A 15,275-nucleotide genomic window follows, 5' to 3' on the forward strand; every position below is an offset into this window, starting at 1 on the left:
ATGTTAAAATTAAGCCATTTAAAATTGAGATAATTTTAATTTATACATCTCTTTTTTTTGATAGGTTTTACAGCAAGAATGGTTTTTAACCTTTTTCGAATTTATTAGGTTTTTGATTAATATTTATAGATTTTTACTTAACACAATACACATTATATGTTAGTTTACCTTAGGTTGTTACGAGAAAGTTTTGGATTTGCTATGAGTGCCTTGCGCAACAATAAGTTAAGAACCTTACTTTCGCTATTGGGTGTTACCATTGGAATTTTCTCAATCATTGCAATTCTAGCTGCGGTAGATTCTTTGGATAAAAAAATAAAGAAAGATTTAAGTAGTTTAGATAAAAATACGATTTATTTGATGCGTTTTTCTTTTGGTCCTTCCGAAATTCCGCAATGGAAACGAGAGCAATTTCCCGATGTTAAATATGACGAGTACGAATATTTGAAAGGCTCTATGAATGACGTAGACCAAATGGCATTTCAATTTTTTGTAAATCGAGAAAGTTTAAAATACGAGTCAGAGTCTGTAAGTGATGTGAATATTGTCCCTGTTTCTCATGAGTTTATTGATATACAGGGTCTTGAATTTGATAAAGGTAGGTTTTACAATGAATCCGAATCTAATTCTGGTGCTCCCGTAATTGTTTTAGGATTTGATATTGCTCAAAGCCTTTTTGGCGAAAGCGAAGCTATTGGTAAAAACCTGCGTTTGTACGGCCAACGTTTTACTGTTATTGGTACTTTAAAAAAGCAAGGTGAAGGAATGTTTGGTGATAGTAATGACACTTCTGTTTTTATTCCAGTTAATTTTTTAAGACAAATGTATGGTGATAATAATAGTGCTATGACACCTGTTATCCTAGTTAAGCCTGATAGTGGGATTGATATGGATGCTTTTAAAGCTGAGCTTGCTCAGAAACTTAGAAATTTTAGAGGTATGAAAGTGGATGAAATGGATAACTTTTTCATCAATGTGCTTTCTGGATTTACAGATTTACTAGACGGAATCATTGGTGCAATGCGCGGTGGAGGCATACTGATTAGTGTTTTCTCGTTTTTAGTAGGTGGATTTGGTGTGGCTAACATTATGTTTGTTTCTGTTAAAGAGCGTACTAATTTAATTGGGATTCAAAAATCATTAGGTGCCAAAAACAGATTTATACTTTTTCAATTTTTGTTTGAAGCTATTATTCTATGCGTAATCGGAGGAACTATCGGATTAATTATTGTGTGGTTGTTGTCTATTTTATTGACAAATGTATTGGAATTTGAGTTTGTCTTAAGTTTTTGGAATATTCTAATAGGTTCTGGATTATCGATTATTGTTGGGGTAATTTCAGGAATTTTACCTGCTATTTCGGCTTCTAAATTAGATCCTGTTGAAGCTATTAGAACAGGTATGTAAAAGATTTTTTGTAAATTTTAATTGTTTATTCAAAAAAAAAGCAGCTTCCCAATTAAGAGAAGCTGCTTTTTTAATTTTAATGAAGCAAAAAGAATTGAATTTCATTCTGCTTATACTATGCTTTGAATGTCAATTTATCGTACAGGATTGTTTTGAATTAAATCTATATACAAGTTAATTTTGTCTTTCAATTCTTTTCTTGGAGTAATAAAATCTAAGAAACCGTGCTCAAGAAGAAATTCAGCAGTTTGAAAACCTTCTGGCAAATCTTTCCCAGTGGTGTCTCGTACTACTCTTGGGCCTGCAAAACCTATCAATGCACCTGGCTCAGCGATGTTAATGTCACCTAGCATAGCGTATGAGGCTGTAGTTCCGCCCGTAGTAGGATCGGTACATAAAGAAATATAAGGCAACTTAGCTTCAGCTAGTTGGGCTAGTTTTACGGATGTTTTTGCTAATTGCATTAAAGAATAAGCAGCTTCCATCATTCTGGCTCCACCTGATTTTGAAATCATCAAAAACGGCATTTTGTTTTTGATAGCGTGATCTATTCCTCTGGCAATTTTTTCGCCTACAACAGCTCCCATAGATCCACCAATAAAAGCAAAATCCATACAGCAAATTACTAAATCTTTACCTTTAGATTTCCCTACACCTGTTCGTACGGCATCTTTAAGTTTGGTTTTGTCCATGACATCTTTCAATCGATCGGCGTACTTTTTTGTATCCACAAAATGAAGGGGATCTTTTGAAGTCATGTTTTTGTCTAACTCAACAAATTCATTGTTGTCAAACAAAATTTGAAAATACTCAGCGCTACCTATTCTTACATGGAAACCATCTTCTGGGCTTACAAATAAATTGCGAGCAAGTTCATCGGCATCAATAATTTTTCCTGTAGGTGATTTGTACCAAAGTCCTTTCGGAATGTCCATTTTGTCTTCGGTAGCAGTTGTAATCCCTTTTTCTTTTCTTTTAAACCAAGCCATATTTATTGTTTTTGTTGTTTCAGGTTTAAAGTTTTGAAACCTTAAACCTGAAACTTTAAACTTTTTATTATAATGTATTCACGTTGTTCAAGTCAGCAAATGCTTGCTCCAATCTTGTATTGAAAGTGATTTCGCTTTCACGCATCCATTTTCTTGGGTCGTAATGTTTTTTATTTGGAGCGTCAGCTGCTTCTGGATTACCAATTTGTGTTTTTAGATAATCGATATTTTTAATCATATAATCACGAATACCCTCTGTAAATGCAAATTGTAAATCAGTGTCTATATTCATTTTGATAACGCCATAGCTTATTCCCTCTCTGATTTCTTCCAGTGTAGATCCTGATCCACCGTGAAAAACAAAATCAACAGGGTTGTGACCTGTGTTAAATTTATTTTGAACAAAATCTTGAGAATTCTTTAAGATTTTTGGAGTTAATTTTACATTTCCTGGTTTGTATACTCCGTGTACATTTCCAAAAGCGGCTGCAATTGTAAAACGAGGACTTATCTTAGAAAGTTCCTCGTAAGCATAAGCTACCTCTTCAGGTTGAGTGTATAATTTTGAGCTGTCTACATCAGAGTTGTCTACACCGTCTTCTTCGCCACCTGTAATACCTAGTTCAATTTCAAGAGTCATACCCATTTTGCTCATTCGCTCTAAATAGCCTTTGCAAATTTCGATGTTTTCTTCAATTGGTTCCTCAGATAAATCAATCATGTGCGATGAATATAGAGGTTTTCCTGTTTTAGCAAAATGTGCTTCGGATGCGTCTAATAAACCATCAATCCAAGGTAGTAATTTCTTTGCACAATGATCTGTGTGTAAAATTACAGTTGCGCCATAAGCTTCTGCAAGTGTATGAATGTGTAAAGCTCCTGCAATACCTCCAGCTATTGCTGCTTTTTCTTCTGCATTAGATAATCCTTTTCCAGCATTAAACAGTGCTCCACCATTAGAAAATTGAATGATAACTGGTGCATTGAGTTTTGCTGCTGTTTCAAGAACGCCATTTATTGTGTTTGAACCAGTTACGTTTACGGCAGGTAGTGCAAATCCTTTTTCTTTAGCATAATTAAAGATTTCTTGAACCTGATCTCCTGTTGCTACCCCTGGTTTTATGTTGTGAGCCATAGTGTTAAATTTAAGTTTTTTTTTAGTTTTAGTTCTGCAAAAATAGGAATTAAATAGTATTAGAAAGGATAATTTATACCAAAATTTAAAACAGAGTTGGTAAAGTTGTACTCTTTGAACCATCTTTTATTTATTTCATTGGCTGGATTATAAGTTTTAAAACCCAAATCAAAACGGATTACAAAAAAACTCAAGTCGTATCTGAGTCCAAAACCTGACCCTAAAGCGATGTCCTTAAAATCTCGGTAGCTGGTAAATGTAGATTTCTTATCCTCAACATTATCCAATACATTCCAGATGTTTCCGGCATCTGCAAATAATGCTCCTTTTAAATCGCCAAGAACTTTAAATCGAAATTCACCGCTTATGGCAATTTTCATATTCGCTTCATTGAAATCATTTACTGCGCCACTACTTCCTGGTCCTAGTGCATAGGGTTGCCATGCTCTATTATCATTTGATCCTCCTGAAAAATAACTTCGTGAAAACGGAATATTATTAGAGTTGCCAAAGGGAATTGCAATTCCAAAAAATGATCGAAATGCAAATACTTTGTCTTTTGTAACTTCCCAGTGTTTGATATAGTCAAATTCAGTTTTAATGTATTCTGAATATTCTAAATTGAAAATCTCATAGTTTCCATTAGAATTTCTTTTTTGTTTTGTTGAGGATGCAAATGCAGATAATAATGTACCTGCAGATTCAATTTTTGTTTTAAATAAATAAAAGGTGTTGTCTGTAATGTCTTTCTTGGTTGTTTTAGAAAAAGTGAAATTTGTTGCTAGTATAAAGTCATTTTCGGTTAATCTTCGTCTTCTTTCTTCAATGCTTTTTACAGTTTGAAAAGCAGTGGAAACTATTGGTTTTAAAAACGCAGCACTGTTACTCAATACATCGTTTGTAAATGCCGACGTTCCTCTTTCAATACTAAGATTTCTTGATGTAGGGTTGTCGTAATAAGTAGTATTGGAGTTATATTCTTTACTAATATTATTTAAAGCATTATAGGATGATTTGTAAACGTTGAAATAATTTTGAGGGTTTAAATTTCGTACAAATTGAGTGTTTAGTAGATCAAATCGAGCTGTATTATTTTTTTGCGGAGTCCAATTATAGGATAGTGTACTGGTGAAATTTTCTTTGTCTAAGCCAATGTTTTGTTGTTTTGCAAAACCTACTGTAATCAGCGTTGAGGGAATCATGCTTTTTGGGATGATTTTTTCGGTTTTGAAAGGCATAAATATCCTTGGGATATTTAGTTTTAAATCTAAACCATATTCGGATACATTGAAAAAATTATTGTTCGGATTAGCCAAATCTCGAGAAGATCCAATATTGCCTCGTACTGCTAATTCTAACGTTTCGGCACCATTAAACACATTACGTACGGTCTCAGAAATACTAACTCCAATACCGAAATCTTGAATGTTAGAATGTGTTACATCAAGGGTAGTTCCAAAACTGTATTTTTTTCTAGGGGTCAAAAATACTTTTGCAATGAGAGAATGTGAAGTAGTATCTCTCTTGTCAATTTCATATTGTATAGAGGGATAATTAAAAATTTTTAGATTGTTTAAATAGCGTGTTGTTAGGACGGTTTTGCTATCTGCGTAAAAACCTCCTTTTGTAATGAAAAGGGCATTGGTTATGGCTTTTGGGTTGTACTTTAGTTTGTTTTGGCTGTAAATTGTGAAGCCATTATAGGTAATGCTATCTTTGATTTTAAATGAATTCAGATTGGGGCTATAATCCGAAAATATTTTTACATCACTAATTTTATATATTTTGAACGGTTCTGTTTTTGTACTGTCATTCAGTTGGTATGAATAATTTGCAACCAATAAATTGATGTTTGCTTTATTCACTTTTTTTATGGTGTCTATATCAAATGTGATATAATTTGGCTGAAAATAATAGGCACCATTGTTTCTAAAATGAGTTGTGATTCTGTTTTTTTCATTTTCAAAATCTACTGTCTTGTATGAATTGCCGCTTTTAATGTAGCTTGCACTTTTTATAGATGTAAATAGAGAATCTAGGGCAGGAGTTAATATTGTTATTTTTATAGTATCCAGAGTATATTCTGCACCTGGGGTGATACTGTACTTAATCTTTCCTTTTTTTGTGTCAACTGTGTCAATACTATAAGATGCATTTACATTGAAAAAACCGTTATTGAAAAAATAATATTTCAACCTGAATAAAGATTTGTCCGCTTTTTCTTTATCTAAAATAACAGGAGCCTCTCCTGTTGTTTTTAAAAAATCATGAATGCCATGATACCAAAAAGATTTCCCCAATCGGTCAACTTGTTTTGCAGAAAGCCATTTTGATTTCCGGCTGTACTTTTTGGGATTATTGGTAAATTTTGCTTGATAAGTTGAATCAGGATTTAAATTTGCAATAGAGTATAAATTAAGTCTTAATCGGTAACCTAGGAAGGTGCTGTTTGGTGTTTGGTACAATTGATTGAAAATAGTTTCATCAGAAACATTTTTATCATTTACTGTTATTTCATTCTTTGTAAGCAGTAATTTTCCATCTGGAACTCTTTTTACAGCGTTACAGGCACAAATTAATATTGCAATTAGAATAAATGCAGTTATTTTTGTAGAAGTTTTTTTCAAGAGGTATAACATATTTAATTCAAAAGTACATTTTTTTATGGTTAGTAAAAACCAAATAAAACTTATAACGAGTTTACAGCAAAAAAAATATAGGATTGTCCATCAATTATTTTTTGCCGAAGGGGTAAAGGGTGTTCAAGAGTTAATAGATTCGGATTTTGAATTGGTTAATTTGTACACTACCTTAAACGATTTTGATACCATTCCTCCTGCCATTAGAACTGTGGTGCAAGAGCAAGACTTGAAGAAAGTCTCAGCGCTAGCAACCCCTAGCTCTTGTTTAGCAGTTTTCAAAATGCCTTTGGAAAAAAATGTCCATAAAGCGGGTTTAATTCTAGCATTAGATTCTATTAGAGATCCGGGAAATTTAGGAACTATTTTAAGATTGTGTGATTGGTTTGGAATACAACAAGTCCTTTGTTCAAAAGAAACGGTTGATCTTTATAATCCAAAGGTGGTGCAAGCCACGATGGGGTCTATCGCTAGAGTAAATGTGAACTATGTTGATTTGAATTTATTTTTAACTCAAACACATCTTCCAGTTTTTGGCACATTTATGACTGGTGAAAATATTTATCAAAGCTCTTTGCCTAAAGATGGAATTCTTGTAATGGGGAACGAGGCTAATGGAATATCAAAAGAAATAGAATCTAAAATCACCAAAAGACTCACCATACCTAGATTTGGAGCTATTCAAAAAACAGAAAGTCTTAATGTGGCAACCGCTACAGCAATTGTTTTGAGTGAATTTTGTAGAGGCTAATTAAGATAACTTTGCGCTTGACCTATTTTTTTAATGAAATGTAAAATTAATTAAAATTGCTCTAGTCTTTAATGATTCAATATTACTAGTCCACGGACTGTTAGGGTCGTTGTCTCTAATTAACTCATCATTAAGTCCAAAAACACCTCGAATGGAAGGGGAGAAGATAAAGTACTCTGAAAATAGATCGATCCCAAATCCCAATTCGTAATTAGTTGACCAGCTTTTTACACGAAATTTTTGTTGAAAATTATCATCCATTAATTTGGCATTACTAGATAAGTTAAGGGTTGCAGATAGCCCGCCTAGTGCATACGGTCTAATGTTGCCTGTTCTTAATGATGAGAATTTTAACAACAGCGGAAAGTGTATGTAAGTACTGTTTACCTCACGTAAAGCATCACTTGGTTTAGAGAAATTGGGATAATTTAAGTCCCTTTTGGCGTAGTACAGTCCTGGTTCAAATCTTAAATTTATATATTCTTGGAGTTTGATATCCCCTACAATTCCCACGTTAAAACCCATAGTTTTTTTTACAAAAATATCTGGAGTTTCTGTTTTGTAGTCTATTTTAAAATCAAAAGTGTTAAAACCTAAGTAAAATCCAAAATACACTTTTTTTTGCTGAAAGTTTTCAAGATTAATAATGGGGTCTTTGCTGAAAATACCTTTTGAATTTTGAGCGGTACCCGAAATGATTCCAGTTAAAAAAAAGGTAAGAATTATTTTTTTCATATTATTTTTTAGATGCTGAATAAATGGTAGCAACACCAAAAGTTTGTGGCATGGCTACAACATCTATAAACCCAGTTTTTCTTATAATATTGTTTAATGCTTCGCCATAAGGAAAAGCTGCTGCTGATTCAGACAAATAGCCATAAGCTACATTGTCTCTTGAAAATAATTTTCCAATTAAGGGCAATATGTTTTTGGTGTAAAAATTATATCCTTGTTTATAAGGAGTTTTGACCGGTACCGATGTTTCTAAGATTACAAAAACTCCATTTGGTTTGAGCACTCTCAAAATTTCAGATAGGCCTTTCTCAAGATTTTCAAAGTTTCTTACTCCAAAAGCAACAGTTATTGCATCAAAATAATTATCCTCAAAGGGCATATTTTCGGAGTCACCTAAAACCATATCTATAGTTTTACTCAAGTTCTTATGAGCAATTTTGCGCTCACCCACCTCTAGCATTCCAGCAGAAATGTCTAGGCCAATGATTTTGTCAGCTTGCGTTTGAGTCATCAATATAGCAAGATCACCTGTGCCAGTGGCAATATCAAGTATTTTTTTTGGTTTTGATTGAGCAACTATTTGCAAGACTTTTTTACGCCATTTTATGTCGATGCCAAACGAAATAACACGATTGAGATTGTCGTAATTCCCGGAAATGGTGTCAAACATTTGAGCAACTTGTTCTTTTTTACCTAGAGAGGAATCTTTGTATGGAGTGATTTTTTGTGACATTTTTTTTGTTTGTACAAATATAATACAATCTAAAGGAACTAGTAATGTGTTTGCATAATTTGGAGCAAGAATTATTTTTTAACTTAATAAAGTTGAAATCTTTCGTTTTTTTACAAAAAAATCAAAATATCACTAAAAGTGGGTATTGTATGGGTGGTTTTTAATCCACACATTTGTACTCAAGAAATAAGCATAATAAATGGTTAAAAGACAAATGGTGGACAAAAGTAAATGGATAGTTCTTGCGTTACTTATCTCGTTTGTTCTAGTTAGATTTTTTGAGCGTACTGTTGTACAAAGCAGTATTGAGGTTAAAGCGCAACATACGTTCTTAGGATTAAATTTGTTTTTGGAAATTTTAATTTTTTTCGTCTTTAGTACCTTCGTGGTATTTGGTATTAAAGGCTACTTTGAGATGTACTCTCAAAGGTTTTCAAACATTATTATCGCCATATCTGGTTTGTTATTAGTGTTTGTAATTTTTATTTTATGTTATCAAATACTCTTTCTAGAGTAGTCCACCATTTTTAACCAAATGCTAAAAAAAAACATCCTGAAAGGGATGTTTTTTTTTGTGCTATAGTCTAGTGTATGTTTGATATGTAAATGCGTATTGGTGCTTTTCATCGGGTGCATGATATTCAGTTGCACTAATTTTCCAGTTGTTTAGATCTATTTCTGGAAAGTAAACATCTGCTTCAAAGTGGTGATGTACTCTTGTAATGTCAAGTTGATCTGCGTATTGAAGTCCTAGTTTGTATATTTCTCCCCCACCAATAATATATTTATCTTCTTTTTCAGGGCAATGACTTAATGCTTTTTCAAGACTATCTACAATAATACAGTCTTTCGCTTCGTATTTTTTGTCTCGGGTAATAATGATGTGTTTTCTATTAGGTAATGGTTTAGGAAAACTTTCAAATGTTTTTCTACCCATTATAATATGATGACCTGATGTAAGCGTTTTAAATCTCTTAAAATCATCTGGTAAATGCCACATCAAATCGTTGTTTTTTCCTAAAGCATTGTTTTCTGCAACGGCAGCAATCATTATGATCATAATGTTATCAGGTTATTATTGTTCGTTATTATTAATTTGAGTTTGTAATTGGTCTATTTTCTTTTTTTGTAAGGCAACCAATCTGTCAATTTGCTCTCTTTCCCAATTTTTATTCATAAAACGATCTGTAATAAATATTTTTATAAAATGTAGTGTAAATAAAAATAACCATACTGTGATGATGTATAAGTACCAATTTGAAATAAAAGAATTTTCAAATAAATGTTTTAACGTAAATAGTAATAAGCTACTTAGCACAAAGAGAACAAAATGAAAGTAAAGTCGTTTTTTTTGCTTGATTCTACGTCTTGCATATTCGTACTGCTCGTGTATTTCTCGTTCCATTTTTTAATCTTTTAATGCATAAAGATAAAGTTTATTTCTTAAAATGTATCAATTGAAAATCGTATAATTTAATAATGTAATTGATTCATCATTTTTGATTCCAAAATTTTATGCCTTTAAAAATATAAAATAGTTTAAAATTTAACACTGTTTTAAGTATTTTAGAAATTCTGTTGATGTGTTGTTGTATGTTGTTGAATTTTTATTTACTTTGTTCTATAAACTTATAAATGAAATAGTTATGGCGGTTAAAAAACAATTTATCAAAACTAAACCTGTGTGTAAAGTTACTTTTTCTATACCTGCAAAAACAGCTCAAAAAGTGGCTGTAGTGGGTGATTTTAATAATTGGGACCCTTCTCTTGGTGCATTAAGTAAATTAAAGAACGGTACTTTTAAGGGTATTTTTGATTTAGATAAAAATGCAGATTACGAATTCAAATATCTAGTTGATGGCGCCTATATCAATGAGCCAGAAGCCGACTCCTACCGATGGAATGCTTTTGCTGGAAATGAAAACAGTGTTCTAGTTGTTTAAACTATAACACTGTTCTTAATTATACTGCCACACTTCCTTTTATACTGTCATGTGGATCATAACCTTCAAGTGTGAAATCTTTAAATTCAAATGCAAAAAGGTCTTTTATTTCTGGATTCAGGATCATTTTTGGCAATGGTCTTGGACTTCGTGTTAATTGCAGTTCCAGTTGTTCAAAGTGGTTGTTGTATATATGTGCATCGCCGAAAGTGTGAATAAATTCGCCTACTTGCAAATTACAAACTTGTGCAATCATCATTGTTAGCAATGCATAAGAAGCTATATTGAAAGGGACCCCTAAGAAAATATCAGCACTGCGCTGGTATAATTGACATGATAATTTTCCATCTGCTACATAAAATTGAAAAAAGGCATGACAAGGGGGTAATGCGGCTTTGTTATTAGCAACATTTTCGTCAAATGATTTTGTTGTATCTGGCAAAACGGATGGATTCCATGCTGAAACTAACATTCTACGGCTATTTGGATTTGCCTTTAATTCCTTTATCAAATCTGATATTTGATCAATTTCTTCATTATTCCAGTTGCGCCATTGCCTCCCGTATACTGGTCCAAGATCACCGTTGGCATCAGCCCAAGCATCCCAAATTTTCACACCGTTTTCCTGAAGATATTTGATATTGGTATCTCCTTTTAAAAACCATAACAATTCATAAATAATTGATTTTAAATGCAGTTTTTTTGTGGTCACCATAGGGAAACCCTCGTTTAAGTCAAAACGCATTTGATAACCAAAAACACTTTTTGTGCCCGTTCCTGTTCGATCTCCTTTTTGACAACCGTTTTCCATAACGTGTTGTGCCAAGTCTAAATATTGTTTCATGTTTAGTGTTTCAAAACGTTAGTTTTTGTAAATTTTACCGTCTTTCATTACAAAAACTATTTTTTCAAGTGTTTTTATTGTTGTAATAGGACTTTCGTCAACTGCTATAATATCTGCAAGAAAATTTTCTTTTATTTGACCTACAGTATCAGCTATTCCTAATAATGATGCATTTGTAATTGTGGCGGCTTGTATTGTTTCTAGCGCGGGCATTCCGGCTTCTACCATATAACCAAATTCTTTTGCATTATTTCCGTGAGTAAAAACACCTGCATCAGTACCAAATGCAATTTTCACTCCTTTTTTATATGCTTTTGCAAAAGTTGCTTTTAGTTGTGGACCTACTTCTCTTGCTTTTGGGACTACAATTTCAGGATAGTATCCATTTATTTCTGCGTTTTTCTCTACTTCTTTTCCCGCGGTTAAAGTTGGAACAAGATAAGCGTCGTATTTTTTCATCAACTCCATCGTTTCCTCACTCATAAAAGTACCGTGTTCAATGGTTTTAATTCCGCCAATGATTGCTCTTTGCATACCTTCGTCACCATGAGCATGTGCAGCAGTGAGCATGTTGTAATCCTTCGCTGTTGAAGTGATTGCTTTTATTTCTTCTAAAGTAAACTGAGGATTTTTTCCGCTTTTTGCAACGCTTAATACTCCACCAGTTGCTGTTATTTTGATTACATCGGCACCTTCTTTATAGCGTTCTCGCACTGCTTTTACAGCTTCTTCGGGGGAGTTAATTACTCCTTCATGTGGTCCAGGATCACCTACAAGTTTACGATTACTGCCGTTTGTAGGGTCGGCATGACCGCCTGTTGTTGCAATAGACTTTCCTGCTGTAAAAATACGAGGACCTTTGACAATTCCTTTATTAATTGCGTTTCTAATAGAAATGTTTACTCCTGTACCGCCTAAATCTCGTACTGTTGTAAAACCTGAAAGTAAGGTAACCTCGGCACAACGAACAGCTTGAAATGCAATGTCTGCTTCGTTTTCAAGATACTTAGACATATAGCTTTTGGTATCGTGTTCACCCTCTATATGAACGTGAAGGTCAATTAAGCCTGGTAAAACGTACTTTTTCTTAAGGTCTATTTCGATATCATTTGGTTGCGATTTCGATATAAAACCTTCTTGGATTTTTACGATTTTATTTTTGGAAACAATTACCGTGTGGTTTACCAGTTCTTTTCCAGTTAAGGTGTTTAATATTTTTCCACAATGCAAATAGATGTCTTGGCAAAAAGCATCAGTACTGCATCCTAATACAAGTAGGAGTAAGACAAGTTTTGTTTTCATAGTTTGATTTATAGGGAATTGTAATCAAATATAGGATTTAATAAAACAGTTTTCAAATAAATGTCCTGCTGTTTTAGTATTGCCAATTCTAAATAATTAGGATACTTTATGGATTTCCTGATTTATCGTTTTGATATTTCATCACGTATTTTTGCCGCTTTTTCATAATCTTCATTTCCAACAGCTTGATCTAGTAAGTCATGAAGTTCTGGTAACGTATGTTTTGAGTAGGTGTTTCCAGCTTGATTGGTTTCGTCCTCATGACCAAAAGTGTCTGGATTTGATAATACATCGTCTAGGTCTTGATTGTCTTTGTTGGGATCAAGCGGATTTGTTTTTAAGAAAATACCAGCTTTATCTAGTATATTTTTATAGGTAAAAATAGGAGCTTTAAAACGCAGCGCCAAAGCTATAGCATCAGAAGTTCGAGCGTCAATTATCTCCTCGATTTTGTCTCTTTCACAAATAATACTTGAGTAGAAAACACCATCTACTAGTTTGTGGATGATTACTTGTTTTACTACAATATCAAAGCGTTCTGCAAAATTTTTAAATAAATCATGAGTCAAAGGACGTGGTGGTTTTATTTCTTTTTCTAGTGCAATGGCAATGGATTGGGCTTCAAAAGCACCAATTACAATGGGTAGTTTTCTTTCGCCGTCAACCTCGTTCAAGATTAAAGCGTAGGCTCCGTTTTGAGTTTGACTGTATGAAATTCCTTTTATAGATAGTTTAACTAAGCTCATAATTGTGTTGATGGAAAAGTACAAAGTACTTTTTTTTAAATTAAAAGTAAGTGGCATTTCCTGTAAAAAGAAATGCTACTTAAAAGCAAAGATACAAATATCTTGATTTAAGTAGCATTTAAAATGATGTAATGATTTCTTTTTCCTTATTAGTTTTGCGCTTTAAAGGCCTTGAATTTTTCAATTAATTGAGGTACAATTTCAAAGGCATCACCTACAATTCCGTAATCAGCAACTTTAAAGAAAGGTGCTTCAGGATCGCTATTGATCACTACCTTAACTTTAGAAGAGTTAATTCCAGCAATATGTTGTATGGCACCTGAAATTCCAATAGCAATATATAAGTTAGTGGCTACCGGTTTTCCTGTTTGTCCTACGTGCTCTCCGTGAGGTCTCCATCCTAAATCAGAAACTGGTTTAGAACAAGCTGTTGCAGCACCAAGTGTTGTTGCTAATTCTTCAATCATTCCCCAGTTCTCTGGACCTTTAAGTCCACGTCCTGCTGAAACTACAATGTCAGCATCAGCTATAGAAACTTTTCCAGAACCTTTTTCAACAGATTCTACTTTAACTCCAAAATCATTTTCGCCGATTGTTGGGTTGAAGTCTACTTCGGTTGCTGATACAGCATTTTCAAAAATACCATATGAATTCTTAGCTAAGCCTAAAATCTTAACATCGGTATCAATTTGAGTGAAATTGAAAGCTTTGTTTGAGAAAGCAGTTCTTTTTACTTGAAAAGGGCTTGTAGAAACTGGTAAACCTACCACGTTTGATGCAAATCCAGCCTCAAGTGCAACTGCAACTAGTGATGATAAGTAAATACTGTCTGTAGTACTTGATAATAAAACTAGTTTTGAACCTTCTTGTTGTGCAGCTTGCTTAATAACATCAGCATAAGCCTTTGCAGTAAAACCAGATAATTTATCATTGTTTACTTTAAGAACTTTGTCTACACCGTATGTAGCTAATTCAGATACATCACTTGCATTAACAGTAACAGCTGTAACTGTTGTTCCAAGAGTTTCTGCTACTTTCTTAGCGTAAGAAGCTAGTTCGAAAGCTACTTTTTTAAATTTTCCTTCTGCGTATTCCGCGTATATTAATATTGACATACTATTTTTGTTTAAAGTTTAAAGTTTGAGGTTTAAAGTTTAGCAACTGAAAACTGTGACTGAAAACTGATTACTAAATTACTTTTGCTTCGTTGTGTAATAAATTGATTAACTCATCTAAATTATCTGCATTTACCAGTTTCACAGCTGATTTAGGAGCAGGTTTTTCAAACTTAACTGCTTTTGTATTCACAGTAGCATCAACAGGCTCTAGGATAGTTAAAGCTTTTGTTCTTGCAGTCATAATTCCTCTCATATTAGGAATACGCAAGTCTTTTTCTTCTACAAGTCCTTTTTGTCCACCAATTATTAATGGTAAAGTAGTGGCAACAGTTTCTTTTCCACCATCAATTTCACGTACTGCTTTTACAGTAGTTCCGTCAACTGTTAAGTTAGTGCAAGAGTTTAGGAAATTATATCCTAAAATTCCAGCGATCATTCCAGGTACCATTCCACCATTATAATCTAATGATTCTTTACCTGCGATAACAATATCGTACCCTCCGTTTTTGATTACTTCGGCTAATTGTTTAGCCACAAAAAATCCGTCAGTAGGTGTTGCGTTTACTCGAATAGCTTCGTTGGCACCAATTGCTAAAGCTTTTCTTAAAGTAGGTTCAGTGTCAGGACCTCCAACATTTACAACAGTTACTGTTGCGCCTTGTTGCTCTTGAAACCAGATAGCACGTGTTAGTCCAAACTCGTCATTTGGGTTAATTACATATTGAACACCGTTTGTGTCAAATTCAGAATCTCCATTGACAAAGTTAATTTTTGATGTAGTATCAGGAACGTGACTGATGCAAACTAATATTTTCATACCTATATTTTTTATTAATCTTAATTTCTTTTACAAATTTAAAATATTAATTTGATTAATATACTATGCGTGCATAATATTTTTTTTTAAATTACATCGATTTCGTAGCCCGGATA

15 protein-coding genes are annotated in these 15,275 nt (G+C 33.2%); 3 read left to right on the forward strand and 12 right to left on the reverse strand.

Going from position 1 to position 15,275, the window contains the following annotated elements; genetic code table 11:
* Nucleotides 1-156 precede the first annotated feature (156 nt).
* Entirely contained in the window at nt 157-1,407 is a 1,251-nt protein-coding gene (locus FJV36_RS14950) for an ABC transporter permease (RefSeq protein ID WP_158728489.1), read from the forward strand.
* Between the two features lie 134 nt (nt 1,408-1,541).
* Here FJV36_RS14950 and accD read toward each other — a convergent pair whose 3' ends face one another.
* The 3 genes from accD to FJV36_RS14965 all read right to left on the reverse strand — a co-directional run bounded on the left by accD (nt 1,542) and on the right by FJV36_RS14965 (nt 6,158).
* The gene (gene accD / locus FJV36_RS14955) at nt 1,542-2,396 is read right to left on the reverse strand and encodes an acetyl-CoA carboxylase, carboxyltransferase subunit beta (RefSeq protein WP_086454725.1); all 855 of its coding nucleotides are present in this window, start codon (nt 2,394-2,396) and stop codon (nt 1,542-1,544) included.
* 67 nt (nt 2,397-2,463) lie between these two features.
* Nucleotides 2,464-3,531, reverse strand: coding sequence for a class II fructose-bisphosphate aldolase (gene fbaA / locus FJV36_RS14960; RefSeq protein ID WP_158728490.1), 1,068 nt, complete (start codon nt 3,529-3,531; stop codon nt 2,464-2,466).
* A 59-nt stretch (nt 3,532-3,590) separates the two neighbouring features.
* Nucleotides 3,591-6,158, reverse strand: a complete 2,568-nt coding sequence (locus tag FJV36_RS14965) for a BamA/TamA family outer membrane protein (protein WP_158981241.1) — start codon at nt 6,156-6,158, stop codon at nt 3,591-3,593.
* Nucleotides 6,159-6,195: 37 nt separating this feature from the next.
* Here FJV36_RS14965 and FJV36_RS14970 point away from each other — a divergent pair, with 37 nt between their 5' ends.
* Nucleotides 6,196-6,921: an RNA methyltransferase gene (locus FJV36_RS14970; RefSeq protein ID WP_158728492.1), complete on the forward strand. Its 726-nt coding sequence runs from the start codon at nt 6,196-6,198 to the stop codon at nt 6,919-6,921.
* Between the two features lie 30 nt (nt 6,922-6,951).
* Here the strand turns inward: FJV36_RS14970 and FJV36_RS14975 are convergent, their stop codons facing one another.
* The 4 genes from FJV36_RS14975 to FJV36_RS14990 form a co-directional block, all read right to left on the reverse strand.
* Complete coding sequence (locus FJV36_RS14975) at nt 6,952-7,656, reverse strand: porin family protein (RefSeq protein ID WP_158728493.1); 705 nt, start codon at nt 7,654-7,656, stop codon at nt 6,952-6,954.
* A 1-nt stretch (nt 7,657) separates the two neighbouring features.
* On the reverse strand, nt 7,658-8,389 hold the full coding sequence (gene ubiE / locus FJV36_RS14980; protein WP_158728494.1) for a bifunctional demethylmenaquinone methyltransferase/2-methoxy-6-polyprenyl-1,4-benzoquinol methylase UbiE: 732 nt from the start codon (nt 8,387-8,389) through the stop codon (nt 7,658-7,660).
* 577 nt (nt 8,390-8,966) lie between these two features.
* Nucleotides 8,967-9,449, reverse strand: coding sequence for a dihydrofolate reductase (locus tag FJV36_RS14985; protein WP_158728495.1), 483 nt, complete (start codon nt 9,447-9,449; stop codon nt 8,967-8,969).
* Nucleotides 9,450-9,464: 15 nt separating this feature from the next.
* Nucleotides 9,465-9,794: a 2TM domain-containing protein gene (locus FJV36_RS14990; RefSeq protein WP_158728496.1), complete on the reverse strand. Its 330-nt coding sequence runs from the start codon at nt 9,792-9,794 to the stop codon at nt 9,465-9,467.
* Nucleotides 9,795-10,035: 241 nt separating this feature from the next.
* Between FJV36_RS14990 and FJV36_RS14995 the strand changes: the two genes are divergently transcribed.
* Entirely contained in the window at nt 10,036-10,332 is a 297-nt protein-coding gene (locus tag FJV36_RS14995) for an isoamylase early set domain-containing protein (protein WP_158728497.1), read from the forward strand.
* 19 nt (nt 10,333-10,351) lie between these two features.
* On the opposite strand, the gene FJV36_RS15000 is transcribed toward FJV36_RS14995, so the two are convergent.
* The 5 genes from FJV36_RS15000 to FJV36_RS15020 all read right to left on the reverse strand — a co-directional run bounded on the left by FJV36_RS15000 (nt 10,352) and on the right by FJV36_RS15020 (nt 15,159).
* A complete protein-coding gene (locus tag FJV36_RS15000) occupies nt 10,352-11,176 on the reverse strand; it encodes a thymidylate synthase (RefSeq protein ID WP_158981243.1) in 825 nt (274 codons plus the stop codon).
* Between the two features lie 18 nt (nt 11,177-11,194).
* Nucleotides 11,195-12,478: an amidohydrolase family protein gene (locus FJV36_RS15005; RefSeq protein ID WP_158981245.1), complete on the reverse strand. Its 1,284-nt coding sequence runs from the start codon at nt 12,476-12,478 to the stop codon at nt 11,195-11,197.
* Nucleotides 12,479-12,600: 122 nt separating this feature from the next.
* Nucleotides 12,601-13,224, reverse strand: a complete 624-nt coding sequence (locus tag FJV36_RS15010; protein WP_158728500.1) for a bifunctional nuclease family protein — start codon at nt 13,222-13,224, stop codon at nt 12,601-12,603.
* Between the two features lie 149 nt (nt 13,225-13,373).
* On the reverse strand, nt 13,374-14,339 hold the full coding sequence (locus tag FJV36_RS15015) for an electron transfer flavoprotein subunit alpha/FixB family protein (protein WP_158728501.1): 966 nt from the start codon (nt 14,337-14,339) through the stop codon (nt 13,374-13,376).
* Nucleotides 14,340-14,412: 73 nt separating this feature from the next.
* Nucleotides 14,413-15,159 carry an electron transfer flavoprotein subunit beta/FixA family protein gene (locus tag FJV36_RS15020; RefSeq protein ID WP_158728502.1) on the reverse strand — a complete coding sequence of 249 codons (747 nt, stop codon included), beginning with the start codon at nt 15,157-15,159 and terminating at the stop codon, nt 14,413-14,415.
* Between the last annotated feature and the right edge of the window lie 116 nt (nt 15,160-15,275).

This window comes from Flavobacterium sp. I-STPP5a, assembly GCF_009764685.1.
Lineage (GTDB): Bacteria > Bacteroidota > Bacteroidia > Flavobacteriales > Flavobacteriaceae > Flavobacterium.

What these genes read in the sequence shown, in the direction of transcription:
- FJV36_RS14950 (WP_158728489.1), top strand. Translation starts at nt 157, where the DNA reads ATGTTAGTTTACCTTAGGTTGTTACGAGAAAGTTTTGGATTTGCTATG.
- accD (WP_086454725.1), bottom strand. Translation starts at nt 2,396, where the DNA reads ATGGCTTGGTTTAAAAGAAAAGAAAAAGGGATTACAACTGCTACCGAA.
- fbaA (WP_158728490.1), bottom strand. Translation starts at nt 3,531, where the DNA reads ATGGCTCACAACATAAAACCAGGGGTAGCAACAGGAGATCAGGTTCAA.
- FJV36_RS14970 (WP_158728492.1), top strand. Translation starts at nt 6,196, where the DNA reads ATGGTTAGTAAAAACCAAATAAAACTTATAACGAGTTTACAGCAAAAA.
- FJV36_RS14975 (WP_158728493.1), bottom strand. Translation starts at nt 7,656, where the DNA reads ATGAAAAAAATAATTCTTACCTTTTTTTTAACTGGAATCATTTCGGGT.
- ubiE (WP_158728494.1), bottom strand. Translation starts at nt 8,389, where the DNA reads ATGTCACAAAAAATCACTCCATACAAAGATTCCTCTCTAGGTAAAAAA.
- FJV36_RS14985 (WP_158728495.1), bottom strand. Translation starts at nt 9,449, where the DNA reads ATGATCATAATGATTGCTGCCGTTGCAGAAAACAATGCTTTAGGAAAA.
- FJV36_RS14990 (WP_158728496.1), bottom strand. Translation starts at nt 9,794, where the DNA reads ATGGAACGAGAAATACACGAGCAGTACGAATATGCAAGACGTAGAATC.
- FJV36_RS14995 (WP_158728497.1), top strand. Translation starts at nt 10,036, where the DNA reads ATGGCGGTTAAAAAACAATTTATCAAAACTAAACCTGTGTGTAAAGTT.
- FJV36_RS15000 (WP_158981243.1), bottom strand. Translation starts at nt 11,176, where the DNA reads ATGAAACAATATTTAGACTTGGCACAACACGTTATGGAAAACGGTTGT.
- FJV36_RS15005 (WP_158981245.1), bottom strand. Translation starts at nt 12,478, where the DNA reads ATGAAAACAAAACTTGTCTTACTCCTACTTGTATTAGGATGCAGTACT.
- FJV36_RS15010 (WP_158728500.1), bottom strand. Translation starts at nt 13,224, where the DNA reads ATGAGCTTAGTTAAACTATCTATAAAAGGAATTTCATACAGTCAAACT.
- FJV36_RS15015 (WP_158728501.1), bottom strand. Translation starts at nt 14,339, where the DNA reads ATGTCAATATTAATATACGCGGAATACGCAGAAGGAAAATTTAAAAAA.
- FJV36_RS15020 (WP_158728502.1), bottom strand. Translation starts at nt 15,159, where the DNA reads ATGAAAATATTAGTTTGCATCAGTCACGTTCCTGATACTACATCAAAA.